The sequence below is a fragment of the Sorangium sp. So ce204 genome, assembly GCF_051526795.1.
Taxonomy (GTDB): Bacteria; Myxococcota_A; Polyangia; order Polyangiales; family Polyangiaceae; genus Sorangium; species Sorangium cellulosum_B.
The window spans coordinates 6,916,979-6,933,831 of sequence record NZ_CP150317.1 but is presented as its reverse complement, the minus strand read 5'-3'; the positions used below and the strand labels follow the sequence as shown (position 1 = coordinate 6,933,831).

The following is a 16,853-nucleotide window of genomic DNA, read 5'->3' as shown; positions in this document are numbered from 1 at the left end:
TCAGTGCCCCGACACGTCGTCGACCTGCGCGAACGCCTCGATGAGGCGTTCGCGCGCCCGCGCCGACAGCGGCGGCGCCTCGATCGAGCGCACGTTCTCCAGGAGGTGCTTCACGCTGCTCGTCCCCGACAGGATCACGTGCGCCCCGGGCTCGTCCCTGCAGAAGCGGTACGCCGCGTCCGGGAGCGACGACGCCTCCTCTCCTTCCAGGAGCCGGTCCAGCCCCTCGTCGCCGAGCTCGGGCGACACCTTGCCGCGCGCGGCCAGGTCCGCGAGCAGCTCCCGCAGCCGATCGGGCCGGCTCAGCGCGCGCCGGACCGCGAACATGATCAGCGTCCCGATGTCCTTCGCCCGCGTCAGCGGGAACACCCGCGCTCGCGCCGACTGGTTCAGGAGGTTGAACCCGACCATCACGACGTCCCACACATCGTCGCGGAGCGCCTGCTCGAGCGTCGCGTGCGCCGGATCGGCGGCGAACGCCTCCGTGATGCCGAGGAAGCGGATCTTCCCCTGCTCGCGCAGGCGCAGCAGCACGGGGACGATCCGCTCGCGCAGATCGGCGTACTGATCCGGCAGCACGCCGTGCAGATGGTAGACGTCGACGTGATCCGTGCCGAGCCGCTCGAGGCTCGCATGCAGCGACGACACGACGTCTTCCGGCCGCAGCGGCGCCTCGAGGCGCGTCGTCTTCTTCGTCGAGAGCACCACGCTGTCGCGCGGCACCTCGCGGAGCGCCTTGCCGATGAGCCCCTCGGTCCCGTACGCCTCCGCCGTGTCGATGAAGTTCACGCCGCGCTCGATGGCCGCACGGACGAGCCGGAGCGACTCGGCCTCCGCGATGCGCCCGGACCCGAGCCGGCTGTCGCCGCCCGCGCCCAGGCCGAGCACGCTGACCTCGAGGCCGGTCCGGCCCAGGATGATTCGATTCACGATGGTCCTCTCCCTCGATGAACGGTGATCGTCACGGCGCCCACGCCGGGCCAGGGCTCACTCCTTCGGGGCGACCTTCCACGACGTGAACCGCCGCTCGACGCGCATGAGCAGGTGATTGAACGTCAGCCCGAGCGCCGTGATGGTCAAGATGCCGACATACATGCTCGGGATCTGGAAATTGTATTGCGCGTAGATGATCAGGTATCCGAGGCCCGCCTTGGCCCCGATCATCTCCGCCGCGACGAGGACGAGCAGCGAGTACGCGCCCGCCAGGCGGATACCGACGAAGATCGTCGGGACCGCGGCCGGCAGGATGACCTTGCGGAACAGCTGGAGCGGCGACAGCCCCATCGTGCGCGCCGACTTGATGAGCAGCGGATCGACCCCGCGCACCCCGCTGATCGTGTTGAGCAGGATCGGCCAGGTGCACGAGTAGATGACGAGCGCGATCTTCGAGGACTCCCCGATCCCGAGCAGCAGCAGGAACACGGGCAGGAGCGCGAGCGCCGCGGTGTTGCGCAGCACCTCGAGCAGCGGATTGAGCGCGTCCGCCACGCCCTTGTACCACCCGATCGCGAGCCCGAGCGGCACGCCCACCGAGATCGCCAGCGTGAAGCCGACGAGGGAGCGCGACAGGCTCGCCTTGATGTGGCTCAGGAGCTGCCCGTTCTGGAGCAGCTGCCACCCCGACCCCAGCACCTCGGACAGCGGCGGAAGGAACGCCCCCTCCACGAGGCCCGCCCGCGGCGCCGTCTCCCACAGGGCGGCGACCGCGAGGAGGATCCCCGACCGCGCGATGGCGCGGCCGATCCACCGCGCCGCGTCACCCACGAGCTGCCCTTGCTGCGACTCCTCGGGCAGCGAAATCGATTGCTCCAGGCTAGCCATTGACCGCCACCACGCCCGCCACGGGGCGGCTCTCGGCCGCGCGCTTCTGCCGCTTGCTCCGCTCCTGCTCCTCGGCCTTCAGCACCTCTTCGCGCAGCAGCGTCCAGATCTCGTGCCGCAGCCGTCCGAACTCCGGAGTCGACCGCGCGTCCTCATAGCCCCGGATCTCCTCCGGGATATCGATCACCCGCTTCACCCGGCCGGGCCGGGACGTCATGATAGCGACCCGCTGCCCGAGGAACACCGCCTCGTCGATGCTGTGCGTGATGAACAGGATCGTCTTGCGCGACTTCTCCCAGATCCGGAGCAGCTCCGCCTGCAGCGACTCGCGCGTCTGCGCGTCCAGCGCCGCGAACGGCTCGTCCATCATCAGCACCTCCGGGTCGTAGGCGAGGCTCCTCGCGATGGCCACCCGCTGCTTCATGCCGCCCGACAGCTCGTGCGGATACCGATCCTCGAAGCCGGAGAGGCTGACCAGATCCAGGTAATCCTGGGCGATCTCCTTGCGCCGGCTCTCCGGGATGCCCTTGGCCTCAAGCCCGAACTCGACGTTCTCGCGCGCCGTCCGCCACGGGAACAGCGCGTACTGCTGGAACACGATCCCTCGATCGAGGGCCGGGCCCGTGATCGGCTTGCCGTCGAGCAGGAGCTTGCCGCTGCTCGGCTTCGACAGGCCGCCGAGCAGATCGATGAGCGTCGACTTGCCGCACCCGCTCGGCCCGACGAGGACCATCAGCTCGCCGGCCCTCACGTCGAGGTTGAGGTCCTCGATGGCCGTGAACCGCGCGCTCTCCTTGGCGCCCGCCGGCCCTTTGACGGCGAATGTCTTGCTCACATTGTGGAACTGGATCTTGTTGCTCATGGCTCCTCCTGCTCCCGAACCTCGATGAGGGGGGGCCCCTTCACGGACCGCCGTTGAGCACGCCCCGTACCAAGCGTGAGCCGGCTTCCTGGACGCAAATCCGCTATAACAGATGACGGCCTGCTGCTGGAGCAGCAGGCGCTTGCTCACGGAGTGTTGCTACAGCAACAATGGATCCGTCCTTACGAACCCAGGGCGGTCCGACGAAGACGAATGGCAGTTATTTCGACGTGCGCGAACGCCCAGGGTAAATTTCCACCCCATGACCGCCGCCACCACGTCCTGGGGAGAAATCGACGCCGAGAAACTCGCGGGCAAGCGCGCACGCCTCTTCGAGCGAGCGCCGGTCGCGATCGTCCAGTACGGCAAGGAGCTCACGATCGAGGACTGGAACGGCGCGGCCGAGCGCCTGCTCGGCCACGCGCGGATGGAGGCGCTCGGCCAGCGCGTGGACGCGCTCCTGCCGGCGTCCGGCAGCCCCGACGGGTGGCAGCAGCTCCTCGCGGAGGACGGGGCGGCCCCCCGGGTGTGGAGCCACGTCAGGAAGGACGGCGCCGTGGTGAGCGTCGAGTGGCGCCACGAGCGCATCCTCGACGAGCACGGAGAGATCATCGGCGTCGGCGTCTTCGGGCAGGACGTGACGGAGCGGACCGAGCAGGCCCATCGCCACCATCAGAGAGAGGTGATCCTGCAGGCCATCACGCAGTCGCTCCCGATCATCGTCTGGGCCATCGATCGCGAGGGGATCTTCACGTGCCACGAGGGCAAGGCGCTCGAGGGCATCGGGCTCCAGCAGGGCGCGCACATCGGCAAGAACGTGTTCGACCTCTACGCGAGCAACCCGCAGGGGTGCGAGGTGCTGCGGCGGGCGCTCGCGGGCGAAGCGAGCCATTCGGAGTCCCTGACGCACGGGGTGTTCTGGGACAACTGGGAGGTCCCCATGCGCGACGAGAAGGGCGAGGTGTTCTCGGTCGTCGGCTTCACGCTCGATATCAGCAAGCCGAAGAACACCGAGCAGGAGCTCCGGGCCAGGCTGGAGCTCATCGAGCGGCAACAGCGGGTCATCCGCGACCTGTCGACTCCCATCATCCAGGTGTGGGACGGCGTGTTGACCTTGCCGATGATCGGCGTGCTCGACAGCGCCAGGACAGCGGAGGTGATGGATACCCTGCTCGACGCGATCGTCCGCACGGGCTCGCGCTTCGCCATCCTCGATCTCACCGGCGTCGAGCTGGTCGACACGAAGACCGCGAGCTACCTCCTCGATCTCGTCGCCGCGATCAGGCTGCTCGGCGCCGAGGGCATCGTCGCGGGCATCCGCTCGAACGTCGCCCAGACCATCGTGAGCCTCGGGCTCGATCTGGCCAACATCACCACCCTCGGGAACCTCCGGGCGGCGCTCCAGTACTGCATCCGTCAGATGACCAAGGAGCGCGCGGCCGGCGCGGCGCACGCTTCGCTCCACGGCGCTGCTCCGCGGCCCGCGTGACAGCGCCGCGCGGGCGACCGCCTCGGCGCGGCGCTCGCTCGGCTCCCCTGCGCTCCCTCACGAGCTCAGGCCACGCGATCGATCGCCCCCTCCACGCCTTCCTGCTTGGAGCAGTGCGCACAGCAGTAGAACGCCCCGCCGGCCTCGATGCCGTGCCCCACGATGCGGCAGGCGCAGTGCGCGCACACGGGCGCGAGCTTGTGAATCGCGCACTCGAAGCAATCGAAGGTGTAGCTCGTGCCGCTCACCATGATCTGAAATGCCTTGTCGTAGCTGTTGCCGCAGCAGTCACACGTGTTCATGGAAACCTCTCGACGGTTAGGGGACGACGTTGCGCCGCGCGCCGAGCGCGGCCGGCCCTCGCGATCACCCCGGGCTCCTTGGGGGGCTGTCCCGGCGCCGGTGGGTCTTCGATCTCCGGAGAGCGCTCTCCGGGCGCTGGTGGAGGGGGCGGGGGATCCCGACGCGCCGGCTCGCCAGGATCGGGATCGCGCCGCGGGGGCTCGCGCGGCGCCGGATCCTCCGCCGGCGGACCCCGTCCGGGATCACCGACGGGCTCGGGGCTGGGCGTTCTTCGGGAGGGGGGCGCATTCACCGGCATGGACGGTTCTTTCCTCGCGCGTCCTTGGCTGACCTCGTGTTGACGCGGTGCAAACAAGGTTGCATGAACCGCGCCACGAGCGCCTCCGAGCGGAGCGGCTCGACAGCGCGACGTGCTGCGCCCGCGCGGTCCTGGTACGCGCTCTCCGCGGCCCTCCACGGCGCGCATTCCTGTCACAGTGAGGCGCGGCTGCATGGCTGGGGCCGGCGCGGCGAGCCGGATGGGCCCGCCCGCCGACCGCCGGCGCTTCATTTCGGGAGGAAATGAAGGATCTGCCCGAGCGCCTTGGTGAGGCTCTCGGCTTCCAGCACGTCGGGCAGCACGAGCACGCCGAGCACGCTGAGGCCGATGCCCATCAGCGAGCCTCCGGCGATCACGCCCGCGCAGATGGCCTCGGTGTTCTCCGCGGCGAGCGCGTACCAGGGCCGCGCGGGCGGCGCGTCCGAGCGCCCGCCCGGCGCCGTCTCGCTGAGCCGCGTCTCCTGCTCGCGCTTCTTGTGCCAGAGCGCGGCGCGCCGCTCGAGCAGCCAGAAGAGGAACGAGCCGAGGAACATCGACCAGATATCGGTGAAGTTGAGGATGAACGCGAGCCCCAGGGCGACCGCGGAGAGGGGGAATCGGTTCTTCGTGACCTGCCTCGTGATCTCGACGAGGAGCCCGACGATCGCCCCGACAACCACCGCGGACTTGGCCGTCGGGTGGAGGAAATCGAGCCCCTTCATCAGCACCTCGGCGACGGCCTTCCACGTGAGCGCGCTCGGGACCGGCAGCCGCTCCGTCCCGTAGCGGCCGATGTCGCCCTGGATGAGCACGAGGTACCAGATGGGCACCGACAGCACGAGCCCCGCGACCGTCCCGAGCACGTGCCCCATCGCCTGGTGGCGCGGCTTGCCGCCGAGCATGTAGCCCGGCTTGATATCCATCAGCAGGTTCGCCGTGTTGCTCGCGACCTCGGCGGTGATCCCGGCCGTCATCAGGTTCGTCGTGATGTTCTTCGGCGCGAGCGCGCCGTAGGTGAGCTGCGTCAGCTTGCCGAGCGCCCCGGTCGGGGTGATCGCCGTGATGGCCGTCGAGTTGACCGCGATGAGCGAGAAGATGAAGACGAGCGGGATCGCGAGCGCCCCGAGCCACCACGAGATCCCGAACCAGAGCTGCCCGAGCACCACGATCACCACGCCGACGATGGGTATGCCGATGATCGACAGCTTCACCGGGAGCTCGATGTCCGCGAGCACGTCGGTCGCTCCACCCTTCTTGGCGAGGCCCTTGAACGCGTCGATGATCACCTTTGGCTTGGAGAAGAAGGCGTAGAGAGAGGACGTCGTCATGCACGCGACGCCGCCCCACAGCGCCCAGAGGGTGATCGCGCCGAACCCGAAATGCCCGTTCTTCGGCAGGATGATCCCGCGCTCGATCAGCATCGGGGCGAGGATCCAGTAGTTGAGGATGCCGCCGAGGAGGAGCGACACGCCGGTCCGGATGCCCATCAGGCCGCCTGTGGCGACGAAGATGATGCTCGTGTCGAACCGGATGGTGAGCTCGTTCAGGGGGGTGCCGCGGATGGCCGGCGAGAGGCCCCAGCGCTTGAGCAGATCGGCGAAGCCCCCGCCATAGAGGAGCTCGTCGTAGTAATGGGGGATGTTCTTCAGCGCGAAGAGCGCGCGCATCACCTTGTCGTCGCGGAGGAGCTCGAGCGCGGCGCTCAGCAGGCCGCCGCCGAGGAGGAGCTTCGCCTTGAAGAGGCCCTCCTTCTCGTCGCTCTCGTGCAGCGCGTCCATCACGACGCCGGCGGCCATCCCCTCGGGGAAGGGCTGCTGCTCGTCGTTGATGAAGCGCTTCTTCATCGGGAAGGCGAAGAGCACGCCCAGGATGGCGAGGACGAACATCCAGATCATCGCCTGACCCATGGGGATGATCGTCGTCGTGACCATCGAGTAGGCCGCGAGGCTCGTGAAGAGCGGCGCGTTCATGTATCCGGCCGACGTCGCGATGGACTGCATCGCGTTGTTCTCGAGCACGGTCATGTCGCTGCCGAGGCCGAGCCTGGAGAGCACCTTGAAGAGCCCGAAGGCCAGGATCACGCTCGTGATCCCGACGCCGAGCGACCAGCCGGTGCGCGCGCCGATGTACAGGTTCGTGAGCGACAGGAACGCGCCGAGGAGCATGCCCGTGATCGCCGAGCGCCACGTGAGCTGGGGCATGTCGCCGCGGTAGACGTTCTTCAGCCACCATGCGTCCTTCTCTTCGAGCGACATGGTGTGAACCTGCTCTGGCGTGAGCTGTTTGATGGCCATTGCGCGGCGACCTCCTCGCACCTTGTACCATGGTGGGCGACGCGCCGTGCATCCGTTCGGAGAGCGCCGGCGGCGCAGATCTCGCCGATTCCCCGTTCGCCACAGCCTCCGCGCGCCCGTCGCCGATCCCGGCGAAGCCACGCTGCGACGGAATTGCTGGCCCCGTGTCACGGGCCTCGCGCCCGTCGCGCGGCGCGGAGGCGGGCAGAGGCTCCCTCAACGCGCCTCGGGGCGGAGCAGGCGGACCATCGCCTCGGCGACGCCCGCGGCCGACGCAGGGTTTTGCCCGGTCACCAGGCGCTCGGCGACGACGACCTGCTTCTGCCACGGCGCTGCAGGTTGGAAGAGCGCGCCGCGCTCGACGAGCCGATCCTGGAGCAGGAACGGCACCACGGCGTCGAGCTTCACCGCCCGTTCCTCTTCGTTCGTGAACGCGCTCACCGCCTTTCTGGCGACGAGGTGCTGTCCGGACGAGAGGCGCACGTTCACGAGCGCCGCGGGCCCGTGGCACACGGCGCCCACGACGCCGCCGCGCTCGTAGATGCTCGAGCGCTACCCCGGCATACGCGTCGATATCCACGTCGTGTTCCAGATGCCGCGCTCGGGTCGGGCGCTCCCGTGGGTCTTCCACCCCGGCCCGACCACGCTCGTCCCCGACGCCCACTACCGGTGCTCGGAGGACGTGCTCGGCATCATCGGCCTCGCGCGCGCCGGCGTCGGGCTCGTGCAGACGTACGACTTCCTCGTCGAGGACGACGTCGCGCGCGGCACGCTGGTGCAAGTGCTCGTGCCTTTCCGCGGCGCGAGCAGGCCGTTCTCGCTGATTCACCCGAAAGGCACCGTGCTGTCGCCCGCCGCCCGCGCGCTCAAGGCGTTCGTCATCGAGCGCGAGGCGGCGCGCGTGAAGTGAGGGCACGAGCGCGGCTCGCTGCGTCACCATCGCATACGCCAATCCGAGTCGAGCCGCCCGCGCGAACCGGGGTCGGGCCGTGTCAACCTCGGCTCGAGTCGGCGCCTATCATCCGATCCGAGAGGACCTCTTCGTGACCACCACGACGTGCGCCCTTCCCACCCTCATTGTCTGGGGTGACAGTGACCGCATCAGCACGCCCGACGTATGCCAACAGCTTCCAGGTGGCGAACGCGGGGCAGCTCGTCCAATCCCGCCTCCCACAGGTGTACCGACGTTATCGGTTTCTCGGGTAGCGCTGGCCTCTCCCGAGCTCCCCGGCGACCGCCGCCGCGGCCTCCGCCTCCGCCTCCGCCTGGACGGCGACGTCGTCCGGCGGCGGCGGCGCCTGAACCGCAGGGAACCGCGCGCCGAACACGCCGGCGCCCGCGGTGATCGGCTCCACGCGCTCGCTCGTGGTCCGCGCGTCGAACTCGACGATCCGGTTCACCGCGCGCTGCATGGCGATGGCGACGAACAGCCAGGTGATCGGGCCGGTAAAGAGCTGGAGGTACGGGATGACGCTCGCCACACACGCCGCGATGACCAGGCCCCGCGGCACGCCGTCGGGCATGCCCCGCAGGCGGCACTGCAGGTTCACGCGATCACAGAGCCGGAGGCCGTTCCAGAAGATCCAGTAGTAGTTGAAGTACGGGGCGAAGTGCAGGACGATGGCCTTCCCCATGGAGGGATCGTCGCGCTCGGCCCGGGGCAGCTGGGCGTGCATCGCGTTGAAGCGGATGAACGACACGATTCCGAACGTCATGACGTGCAGCAGCGCCGTGGCCCACACCGGAAACGCCTCGAGCTGATGCCGCGCGAGGGCGACCCGCTCGCCCGCGCCCAGCGCGGCCACGCCGCCCCGATAGCTGTTGGAGGCGACAGGCTGCCCGCCGACGCGCTGCGCCAGCAGGGCGTGACGCATGGCCTCGTTCTGTCGGCGCAGGCGCTCGTTCTCGGCCTGAACGTCGTCGAGCTTGCCCGCGAGCGCGTCTCGATCGGAACGGAACACGGGGCAAGTATAGCGCCGCGCCCGGGCCCAGCAGGCCGAAGCGGAGGGTCGAGCGAGTGATGAGGCCCCGATGGCCCGCGCGAGGCACGAGAGGGAGAGCCGTGGCGCTCTCGGCGCAGGGCAGATGGGGTATCAGTCGCTGTCTCGGCCGCTGCCTGTGAATCCGTCTTCCCGGCGGGCGAAGAGGACGTTGAACGTCGTGAGCGTCCCGTAACAGCCCGTGATGTACGCCTGGAGCTGGACCTTCTCCGCGTCGCTCAGCCCCTCGTGCCCGTTGATCTTCTGCTCCAGCACGCGCAGCTTGTCGCGGAGCATCACGATCTTGTGGAAGAACACGTCGAGCGGGATGCGCTTCTCGGCCGTGCCCTCCTTCCCGGGCCGGAGCACGATCTCCCCGCCTTCCCAGCGGCCGCCCAGCTCCGCGCGGCCGACGCCGAGCTCCTCGGACAGCACCTCGCGCAGCACACGGCGGAACTCGTCGATATCCATGTCGATGTCGATCTCCCTTGGCAGCGGCGAACGGAAGGGCTGCGGCGCCGCGCTCGTCCGGCGCTCGGGCGACGGGGCGCGCTCGGGCGCCCGCGGCCTGACGCCGGAGCCGCGCGGCTGGCCCGCCGCCCGGGGTGGCGGTGGCGGCGGAGGCGCGCCCTTGGCACGGTAGCGGGCGCACGTCGCTGTCGCCTTGATCGGCGGCGGGTACACCTCGAGGGCGCACTCGCCGACGCGGCCGCGCGCTGGATCGTCGTGCGCCCGGGTGAATGCCGCGCAGCTGCCGCACCGACCCGCGTAATCGTTCACTGCGGCGGGACTGTACCAGCTTTGCGGCCGTCGGGGAGCGCCTTGTCGACGCACGGAGGCGCCTGCCAGCGACGCCGCGATCCGGTCCCGGTGCCGCGCTCGGTCCCGGTGCCGCGCTCGCCTGTCGCAGCGAGGGCGAGCTCGCCGCGGTTCGGCTACCATGTCTGGCCGTGCGTGCCCCGGCCCTGCTCCCCGCCCTCGTCTCCGCCGCCGCCCTCGCTGCCTGCGCCGCCGAGCCGCCGCCACGCGCGCCGTCGCCTCCGGCCGCCGCGCCGTCGCCGCCAGCCGCGGCGCCCTCGCCAGCTGCCGGGCCGGAGCCGGCGGCCGCGCGGCCGCCGCTCGAGTTCATCCACGACGACGTGCCGCGGGCGCGCGAGAAGGCCCGGGCCGAGGGCAAGGCGCTGTTCGTCGATGCGTGGGCGCCGTGGTGCCACACGTGCCTGAGCATGAAGCACTACGTGCTGACCGATCCGTCGCTGCGCCCGTTCGCCGATCGGGTGGTGTTCGCGGACGTCGACACGGATCGACCGGAGAGCGCGCCGTTCCTGGAGCGGCACGAGGTGACGGTGTGGCCGACGTTCTTCGTCCTCGAGCCGGCGGGCGGCGAGGTGATCGGGCTCTGGCGGGGCGCCGCCTCGGTCGAGGAGCTGCGCGAGCTCATCCGCGAGGCGCTGCTCGCGATGGATTCGCAGGCTGCGTCGGCGCTGCCCGCGGACGATCCGAACCGCCTGCTTGTCGAGGCGAAGCGGGCCCACAGCGCGGGGGACCACGCCGCGGCGGTGTCCGCCTACCGGCGCGCCCTTGCCCGGGGCGGAGAGGCCTGGCCGCGGCGCAGCGAGGCGCTGCTCGGCCTCCTGGCGGCGCTCTACCGCAAGAAGGACGCCGCGGCGTGCGCGGAGCTCGGCAGCGCGCACGTCGGCGAGGTGAAGGGCGCGGCGCTGCCCGCCGATTTCGCGAGCATCCTGCTCTCCTGCGCGGCCGCGCTCCCCGGCGGCAAGGCCCAGCGGGCCGCGCGCGAGGCGGCGGTCGCCCGGCTGCGGTCGATCGTCGCGAGCCCGCCCGCGGACGCGAGCGCGGACGACAGGGCCGACGCGTGGGGCCTGCTCGCCGAGGGGCTCGAGGCGCTCGGCGACGCGGGCGGGGCCCGCGCTGCGAGCGAGTCGAAGCTCGCCGTGCTGGAGCGGGCCGCGAAGGAGGCGAAGACGCCCGAGGCGGCCGCCGCGTACGACTACGGGCGCGCCATGGCGTATATCGCGCTCGGCCGCGGCGAGGAGGCGGTCGCGATGCTCTCGCAGCGCGAGGCGCAGATGCCCGCCTCGTACGAGCCGCCCGCGCGGCTCGCGCAGGTGCTCCACGCGATGGGCCGCGAGGCGGAGGCGCTCGCCGCGGTGGAGCGGGCCATCGGCCGCGCCTATGGCCCCCGCCGGCTGCGCTACCTGAAGCTCCGCGCGGAGATCCAGCAGCGGCTCGGGCGGGGCGCGGAGCAGATCGCCACGCTGCGCGAGGAGGTGGCCGGCTACGAGGCGCTCCCCAGGGGACACGCCAGCCAGGCGGCCCTGGACGACGCGCGGCGGCGGCTCGCCGAGGCGGAGAAGGCCCAGCGCGGCGGCGGTGTGAAGAAGCGCTGACGGCGGCGGCGTCTGGCGACCCCCGAAGAGCAGCGAGGACAGGCGTGCGTGGCTCACGTGCGCTGTATGCCACGCTCCCGCTTCACAGCGTCGGCAGCACGCCGCGATCCCGGCCGAGGGGGAAGGCCGTCTCGAGGCGGGCGATGTCCTCGCTGCTGAGGCGCAGATCGCCCGCGGCCGCGTTGTCGAGCGCGTGTGCGGCGTTCGCGGCCTTGGGGATCACGAAGACCGGCTGGCGGCGCAGCAGGAAGCGCAGCGCGACCTGCCACGGCGTCGCGCGGTGGGCGGCGGCGACGGACGCGAGCACCCTGCCCGCCGCGCTGTGCGGCGCCGGGAACCGGCCCGAGCCGAACGGGCTGTAGGCGACGACCGCGATGCCGTGCCGCTCGCAGAGTGGCAGCACCCGGTGCTCGATCGACCGCTCGAGCAGGTGATAGAGCACCTGGTTGCAGGCGATCTCGCGCGCTCCGGCGATGGTGATCGCCTTCGACAGCTCCGCCTGGTCGAAGTTGCTGACGCCGAAATACCGGATCTTGCCCTGGTCCCTCAGGTCCTTGAAGGCGCGGAACGTCTCCTCGAGCGGGTGCGTCCCGGGCCAGTGGAGGAGGTAGAGGTCGAGCCTGTCGGTGCGGAGCTGCTCCAGGCTTCGCTCGCACGCCGCGATCGTACCGGCGTAGCTCGCGTTGCTGGGCAGCACCTTGGAGGCGAGGAACACCTCGTCGCGGCGGCCGGCGATCGCCTTGCCGACGATCGCCTCGACCGCGCCCGAGCCGTACATCTCCGCCGTGTCGATGTGCGTCATGCCCGCGTCGATCCCCCGCCGGATGGCGTCGATGCAGGCCGCCTCATCGTCCATCTCCATCTGCCAGGTGCCCTGTCCGACGACCGGGATCGTGACGCCAGTAGAACCGAGTACGCGCTGCTCCATGATGATGAACCTCCGCTTTTGTCACCGGGGGCCGCACGCGCCGCCCCCGCCCCGCCGGCAGAGCCGGCGGGGCCCCCACGCGGTCCGTGCTGGCCTCCCTTCACGGAGAGCCGCATGGACACAGCAATTCTACCTGATCGGCGTTGCAGAGGCGCCCCTCCGCCCCGGGTGGGATCGCTGAATTCACCACGAAAAGCAAGCCCGAGCGCCTTCATCGGGCTGAGTCCGGCGGTTCGCGACGTCGGTCGCTGGCGCCATATCCATAGAAAATTCCTTGCTTGAGGACGTCGCAGACAGACGATGAGCCGCTGTGTAGATTGCGCTGCCCGCGGGCCCCGAGGAGGTGGATCGATGCGTTGCATGCTGATGGGATCGTTCGTACTGGCCGCCGTGATGTCGTTCGCTGGCGTGAGCCGCGCGCACATCGACCTCACGTCCCCCGCGCCGAGGCACGCGGATGACCAGCAGAAGGTGGCGCCTTGCGGTGCTCGCGGCGATGCGCGGGGCGAGACCGTCACCGTGTTCGAGCCGGGCGAGACCATCACGGTGACGTGGAACGAGACGATCGATCACCCCGGGCATTTCCGGATCATGTTCGACGACGACGGCTTCGACGATTTTCCGGAGCCGACCGATGAGAACGATCTCTGCGAGCCGGGGGTGGACAAGGGCTGCCTGCTCGACGGCATCGCCGACAAGCGCGGAGGGTCGTATTCGGCGGAGGTCACGCTCCCGGACGTGGAGTGTGACAACTGCACGCTTCAGCTCATCCAGGTCATGACGGACAGGAGGCCGGCCACCCTCTACTACCGTTGTGCGGATCTGGTGCTCAAGTCCTCCGACCCTGGCGCCGCGACGAGCGCCGCGAGCTCCGGCGCCGGCACGGGCGGCGGCGCGACGGGCGCTGGCGGGGACGCGGCGACGAGCGCGAGCAGCAGCGCCACGGTGGGCGCGGGCGGAGACGCGACGACGGGCGCGGGCACGGGCGGGGGCGGCGGGGGCGCAACGACAGGGGCGGGCGCGGGCACGGGCGGGGGCGCAACGACGGGCGCCGGCGTCGACGAGGGATCTGGCGCGGCGGAGGACGACGGCGGGTGCAGCTTCCGCGGCGCGGCGGGCGGGGCTCCGATCTCGGCGGGGCTCGGCGCGCTCGCCGCCCTCGCGCTCGCGGCGCGCGGGCGGAGGCGAGGCCGGCCGGCGCCGCGGCAGGACGCTGCCGGTCGCGGGCCGCGGCGCTCGTGATCGCGGGGCCGGCGCGCCGTCAGGAGCGGCGCGTCGGCCCTTCGGAGAACCTGGCGATCTCGACGATCTCCGCGGCGCGGTCGCTGGCCGGCGGAGCGAGCCAGGGGCCGTCGAACCGCGTGACCAGCGCGGTCACGTTGTCGCGGCCTCCGGCGGCGAGCGCGGCGTCGATCAGGGCGCTGGCGGCCGCCGCGGGGTCGGGGTGGGCGTCGAGCGTGGCGGCGATGTGTTGATCGTCGACGAGGTCGCTCAGCCCGTCGGTGCAGAGCAGCAGGGTGTCCTCGCGGCGGAGCTCGACGGCGGAGAGCGCGATCCTGAGGTGTTCGCGGAGCCCGAGCGCCTGGAGCATCACGCCCCTGTGCTCGAAGGTGGCGGCCTCTTCGGGCCGCAGCTTGCCGCTGTCGAGCAGCGACTGGAGGAGGGTCTGGTCGCGGGTGAGCTGGGTGAGGACGCCGCTGCGGAGGAGGTAGGCGCGGCTGTCGCCGACCTGCGCGAGCAGGAGGCGCTCATCGCAGAGCGCGGCCACGGTGGCCGTGGTGCCGCTGTTCCGGTGCTGCGAGCTCCGGCGGGCGTTGTCGCGGACGGCGCGCCCGGCCTCGCCGATCGCCTCGAGGAGGCTCCGCTCGAGGGCGTCGCTCGATCGGGGCGCGGAGCGGGTGAGGATGGCCTGGACGATGCGCGCGGCGAGCCGGCTCGCCGCGTCGGGGGACGACGCGCCGCCGGAGCCGTCGTAGACGCCGAGCGACAGGGCGAGCGGCGGCTCGACGGACGCCTGGGCGGCCGCGGGCCCATGGGCGAGCCCGCGCGCGAGATCGCTGATCAGGAAGGTATCCTCGTTGTGCTCGCGGCTGAGGCCCACGTCGGTCCGGGCCGCCACGGCGACCGCCGCGGCGTGTTCGGCGGCGGACGTGCGGTACACGGGCATGCGCGCATCGTACCGCGGGGGCGCCGTCCGAGGGAGGGCGCTCGACGCGCGGCGCGCCTCGTGCCTCAAATGAAGAGAGACCGCATGAGGCTGCTCCCCAACCCCGAGCGCGCGTGGGAGCGCGCCGCGCACGTCCAGACCCTCGCGCGCGCCGAGATCGAGCGGCGGGTCCCGTCGTTCACCGCCGAAGCGGAGGTGCTCTCCGGCGGGCACGCCAACGTGACCGTGCGCCTCGGCGCCGAGCGCGTGCTGCGGGTGTACCGCCGAGACGCGGCCGCGGCGCCGAAGGAGGCCAGCCTGCTGGCGCGGGGCTGGAGGTCGTTCCGCGTCCCGGCGGTCCTGTCGGCGGGTGAGGATTTCCTCGTCCTCGAGCACGTCCCGCACGTTCCGCTCCAGGACACCGCGACGTGCGGCGCTGCGGTCGGGCGCGCGCTCGCGGAGATCCACGGCGTCGGCTACGACAGCGCGGGTTTCCTGGGGCCGGAGCTCGCCGTGTCCGTGCCGTTCGCCGACTGCATCGGCGCGCTGCGGGGTCATGTGGACGCGGTCCTCGACAGGCTGGCTCCTGCCCTGCGCGGCGAGCTGAGCGAGCGCGTGCGCGCGTTCCTCGACGCGAACACGGCGGCGCTGCGCGCGCTGGCGTCGGCGCCCGTGCTGCTCCACGGGGATTTCAAGGCGTCGAACCTGCACTGGCTGTCGTCGGGCGAGCTCCTCGTGCTCGACTGGGAGTTCGCGTACGCGGGACCGAGCCTGATGGACGTCGGCCAGCTCCTGCGCTGGAGCCCGGGGCCCGAGTTCATCGCGGCGTTCGCGGGCGCTTACCGCGAGAGCGCGCCGCTTCCCGAGGGGTTCGAGCGCTGGGCCGCGGCGTTCGACCTGTTCAACCTGGTGGGGCTCCTCGACGGGGCGGAGCCTGGCTCGCGCCGGGCGGCCGATGTCCGTGGCCGCATCCTTCAGACCACGGGGTAAACGAAGGCTGAGGTGGCTTGAAGGCGTCCAATCCGGATGGCTCGTTCATCCTCATTGACGGGCGCCGCAGCTTGAATAGTTGTTTTTCGTGATGAGCGCGGAGCTCCTCGCGTAAGGATGCTTGTCGCGGATCTTCCGCTCTATCTTGTGGTCCATTCACCGTGATGCGGTTAGGGTGCGACGCCGATGCACAACGGCGCTGACCAGTTCGCGAAGAACATTCTGCGCGAGGCGCTGAGCCGATCCTCGTCTCCGGAGACGGAGGTAGAGGTGCTCGCGGCGACGCAGAAGATCGATGTCTACAGCGTGCCCGATCCGGCGCGGGACGCTGAGCGCGCCGGGATGGGCTTGCTGGGCGAGCTCTCCGCGGAGCCGAGCCTGTTCGAGCCGTTTCATCGCACGCCCGGCCTGCGGCAGGTCCGCTCGTGCCTGCGCAAGCAGCTCACCTGGTATCACGAGCTCGAACGCCGGGCCCGCGCGCAGGCGTCTCCAGTCGGCGCCTCGTCGAACGATGCGGAACCCGACGCATCGACCCAGCCGGCCGTGGCTTTCCCTACGCTCGTTGTCATCAGCTCGGGCCGGCCGGAGGGCGTGCTTGCAGCGTACGAGTGCCGCAAGGCGAAGCCCGGCGTGTCCCACGCGGCGCCGGGGCTCGCGCTTCGCATCGTCGTGCTGTCCGAGCTGCCCCGGACGCAGGAGACGCTGCTCTTGCGCCTGCTCGGCTCCGGGCGCGTGCTGCGCGAGGCGCTCGCCGATCTGGCGGCGATGCCGGAGGATTCCTGGGAGAGGAGCGTCGCCACGCCTCTCCTGGTACATTTCCAGCTCGGACTCGATGAGCAGGCGACGAGCGAGGAGGACGACGTGAGCGCAGAGATCCGGGCGTGGTTCGAGGATTACCAGCAAAAGCTGCGCAACGAAGGGCGCGACGAGGGGCTGAAGGAAGGCCGCGACGAGGGGCTGAAGGAAGGCCGCGACGAGGGGCTGAAGGAAGGGCGCGACGAGGGGCTGAAGGAAGGGGGGCGCAACCTCCTGCTGCGGCAGCTCCGGGCCCGTTTCGGCGAGCTGCCCGCCGCCGTCGTCGCTCGCATCGATGCAGCCGACCTGGCCGAGCTCGAGCGGTGGGGCGAGCGGGTGCTCGGCGCGCGGACGCTCGACGAGGTGCTCCGCGCCCCGAGCTGAAGCGTTGAGGAGGGCCCGCCGCGCGTGGACGCCCGACAGCGCGGCCGCGCAGGGGCGGCAGTGATGCACCGGCGTCCCCGGCGTCCCCGGCGTCCCCGGCGTCGCCGACCACCCCGTCGCTCTCTGCGCAGAAGACGCCCGCTCAGGGCGGGCCGG

The 16,853-nt window shown here is 71.1% G+C and carries 15 protein-coding genes and 1 pseudogene; 6 read left to right on the top strand and 10 right to left on the bottom strand.

The features are described from left to right. Genes WMF22_RS25830 through WMF22_RS25820 form a run of 3 tightly spaced genes read right to left on the bottom strand, consistent with a single transcriptional unit; the run spans position 1 to position 2,683 of the window. On the bottom strand, positions 1-930 hold the full coding sequence (locus WMF22_RS25830; protein WP_438031509.1) for an aldo/keto reductase: 930 nt from the start codon (positions 928-930) through the stop codon (positions 1-3). Between the two features lie 57 nt (positions 931-987). Continuing rightward, entirely contained in the window at positions 988-1,821 is an 834-nt protein-coding gene (locus tag WMF22_RS25825) for an ABC transporter permease (RefSeq protein ID WP_437292668.1), read from the bottom strand. After that, positions 1,814-2,683 (bottom strand): ABC transporter ATP-binding protein, encoded by an 870-nt coding sequence (locus WMF22_RS25820; RefSeq protein WP_437849613.1) that lies wholly within the window; start codon positions 2,681-2,683, stop codon positions 1,814-1,816. Before WMF22_RS25820 ends, WMF22_RS25825 begins: the two co-directional genes overlap by 8 nt. A gap of 262 nt (positions 2,684-2,945) precedes the next feature. On the opposite strand from WMF22_RS25820, the gene WMF22_RS25815 reads away from it, so the two are divergent. Then, a complete protein-coding gene (locus WMF22_RS25815) occupies positions 2,946-4,172 on the top strand; it encodes a PAS domain S-box protein (protein ID WP_437292666.1) in 1,227 nt (408 codons plus the stop codon). Between the two features lie 65 nt (positions 4,173-4,237). Here the strand turns inward: WMF22_RS25815 and WMF22_RS25810 are convergent, their stop codons facing one another. From WMF22_RS25810 to WMF22_RS25800, 3 genes and pseudogenes are all read right to left on the bottom strand, one after another. Next, positions 4,238-4,474, bottom strand: a complete 237-nt coding sequence (locus WMF22_RS25810) for a hypothetical protein (RefSeq protein WP_437292665.1) — start codon at positions 4,472-4,474, stop codon at positions 4,238-4,240. A 547-nt stretch (positions 4,475-5,021) separates the two neighbouring features. Continuing rightward, positions 5,022-7,067, bottom strand: coding sequence for an OPT family oligopeptide transporter (locus WMF22_RS25805; protein WP_437292664.1), 2,046 nt, complete (start codon positions 7,065-7,067; stop codon positions 5,022-5,024). Between the two features lie 216 nt (positions 7,068-7,283). After that, a pseudogene (locus tag WMF22_RS25800) lies at positions 7,284-7,616 on the bottom strand (type 1 glutamine amidotransferase domain-containing protein); the annotation flags it as partial. On the opposite strand from WMF22_RS25800, the gene WMF22_RS25795 reads away from it, so the two are divergent. Continuing rightward, positions 7,609-7,977 (top strand): LysR substrate-binding domain-containing protein, encoded by a 369-nt coding sequence (locus WMF22_RS25795; RefSeq protein WP_437292663.1) that lies wholly within the window; start codon positions 7,609-7,611, stop codon positions 7,975-7,977. The pseudogene WMF22_RS25800 and the gene WMF22_RS25795 sit on opposite strands and share 8 nt — an antisense overlap. A gap of 277 nt (positions 7,978-8,254) precedes the next feature. Here the strand turns inward: WMF22_RS25795 and WMF22_RS25790 are convergent, their stop codons facing one another. Together WMF22_RS25790 and WMF22_RS25785 are read right to left on the bottom strand one after the other, a co-directional pair. Further along, positions 8,255-9,028: a hypothetical protein gene (locus WMF22_RS25790; RefSeq protein ID WP_437292662.1), complete on the bottom strand. Its 774-nt coding sequence runs from the start codon at positions 9,026-9,028 to the stop codon at positions 8,255-8,257. Positions 9,029-9,160: 132 nt separating this feature from the next. After that, on the bottom strand, positions 9,161-9,826 hold the full coding sequence (locus WMF22_RS25785) for a hypothetical protein (RefSeq protein ID WP_437292661.1): 666 nt from the start codon (positions 9,824-9,826) through the stop codon (positions 9,161-9,163). Between the two features lie 170 nt (positions 9,827-9,996). Between WMF22_RS25785 and WMF22_RS25780 the strand changes: the two genes are divergently transcribed. Continuing rightward, a complete protein-coding gene (locus tag WMF22_RS25780; protein WP_438031508.1) occupies positions 9,997-11,454 on the top strand; it encodes a thioredoxin family protein in 1,458 nt (485 codons plus the stop codon). 82 nt (positions 11,455-11,536) lie between these two features. Here the strand turns inward: WMF22_RS25780 and WMF22_RS25775 are convergent, their stop codons facing one another. Continuing rightward, positions 11,537-12,382, bottom strand: a complete 846-nt coding sequence (locus WMF22_RS25775) for an aldo/keto reductase (protein WP_437292659.1) — start codon at positions 12,380-12,382, stop codon at positions 11,537-11,539. A gap of 351 nt (positions 12,383-12,733) precedes the next feature. Here WMF22_RS25775 and WMF22_RS25770 point away from each other — a divergent pair, with 351 nt between their 5' ends. Beyond that, positions 12,734-13,624 (top strand): SCE4755 family polysaccharide monooxygenase-like protein, encoded by an 891-nt coding sequence (locus WMF22_RS25770; protein WP_438031507.1) that lies wholly within the window; start codon positions 12,734-12,736, stop codon positions 13,622-13,624. 19 nt (positions 13,625-13,643) lie between these two features. On the opposite strand, the gene WMF22_RS25765 is transcribed toward WMF22_RS25770, so the two are convergent. Further along, positions 13,644-14,549, bottom strand: a complete 906-nt coding sequence (locus tag WMF22_RS25765; RefSeq protein ID WP_438031506.1) for a PP2C family protein-serine/threonine phosphatase — start codon at positions 14,547-14,549, stop codon at positions 13,644-13,646. 84 nt (positions 14,550-14,633) lie between these two features. Between WMF22_RS25765 and WMF22_RS25760 the strand changes: the two genes are divergently transcribed. Together WMF22_RS25760 and WMF22_RS25755 are read left to right on the top strand one after the other, a co-directional pair. Continuing rightward, positions 14,634-15,518: a phosphotransferase family protein gene (locus WMF22_RS25760; RefSeq protein WP_438031505.1), complete on the top strand. Its 885-nt coding sequence runs from the start codon at positions 14,634-14,636 to the stop codon at positions 15,516-15,518. Positions 15,519-15,704: 186 nt separating this feature from the next. Beyond that, on the top strand, positions 15,705-16,697 hold the full coding sequence (locus tag WMF22_RS25755; protein WP_438031504.1) for a DUF4351 domain-containing protein: 993 nt from the start codon (positions 15,705-15,707) through the stop codon (positions 16,695-16,697). Positions 16,698-16,853 lie beyond the last annotated feature (156 nt).

Coding starts and splice junctions, on each gene's coding strand:
- WMF22_RS25825 (WP_437292668.1), bottom strand. CDS start 1,821: ATGGCTAGCCTGGAGCAATCGATTTCGCTGCCCGAGGAGTCGCAGCAA.
- WMF22_RS25820 (WP_437849613.1), bottom strand. CDS start 2,683: ATGAGCAACAAGATCCAGTTCCACAATGTGAGCAAGACATTCGCCGTC.
- WMF22_RS25815 (WP_437292666.1), top strand. CDS start 2,946: ATGACCGCCGCCACCACGTCCTGGGGAGAAATCGACGCCGAGAAACTC.
- WMF22_RS25810 (WP_437292665.1), bottom strand. CDS start 4,474: ATGAACACGTGTGACTGCTGCGGCAACAGCTACGACAAGGCATTTCAG.
- WMF22_RS25805 (WP_437292664.1), bottom strand. CDS start 7,067: ATGGCCATCAAACAGCTCACGCCAGAGCAGGTTCACACCATGTCGCTC.
- WMF22_RS25795 (WP_437292663.1), top strand. CDS start 7,609: ATGCTCGAGCGCTACCCCGGCATACGCGTCGATATCCACGTCGTGTTC.
- WMF22_RS25775 (WP_437292659.1), bottom strand. CDS start 12,382: ATGGAGCAGCGCGTACTCGGTTCTACTGGCGTCACGATCCCGGTCGTC.
- WMF22_RS25770 (WP_438031507.1), top strand. CDS start 12,734: ATGCGTTGCATGCTGATGGGATCGTTCGTACTGGCCGCCGTGATGTCG.
- WMF22_RS25765 (WP_438031506.1), bottom strand. CDS start 14,549: ATGCCCGTGTACCGCACGTCCGCCGCCGAACACGCCGCGGCGGTCGCC.
- WMF22_RS25760 (WP_438031505.1), top strand. CDS start 14,634: ATGAGGCTGCTCCCCAACCCCGAGCGCGCGTGGGAGCGCGCCGCGCAC.
- WMF22_RS25755 (WP_438031504.1), top strand. CDS start 15,705: ATGCACAACGGCGCTGACCAGTTCGCGAAGAACATTCTGCGCGAGGCG.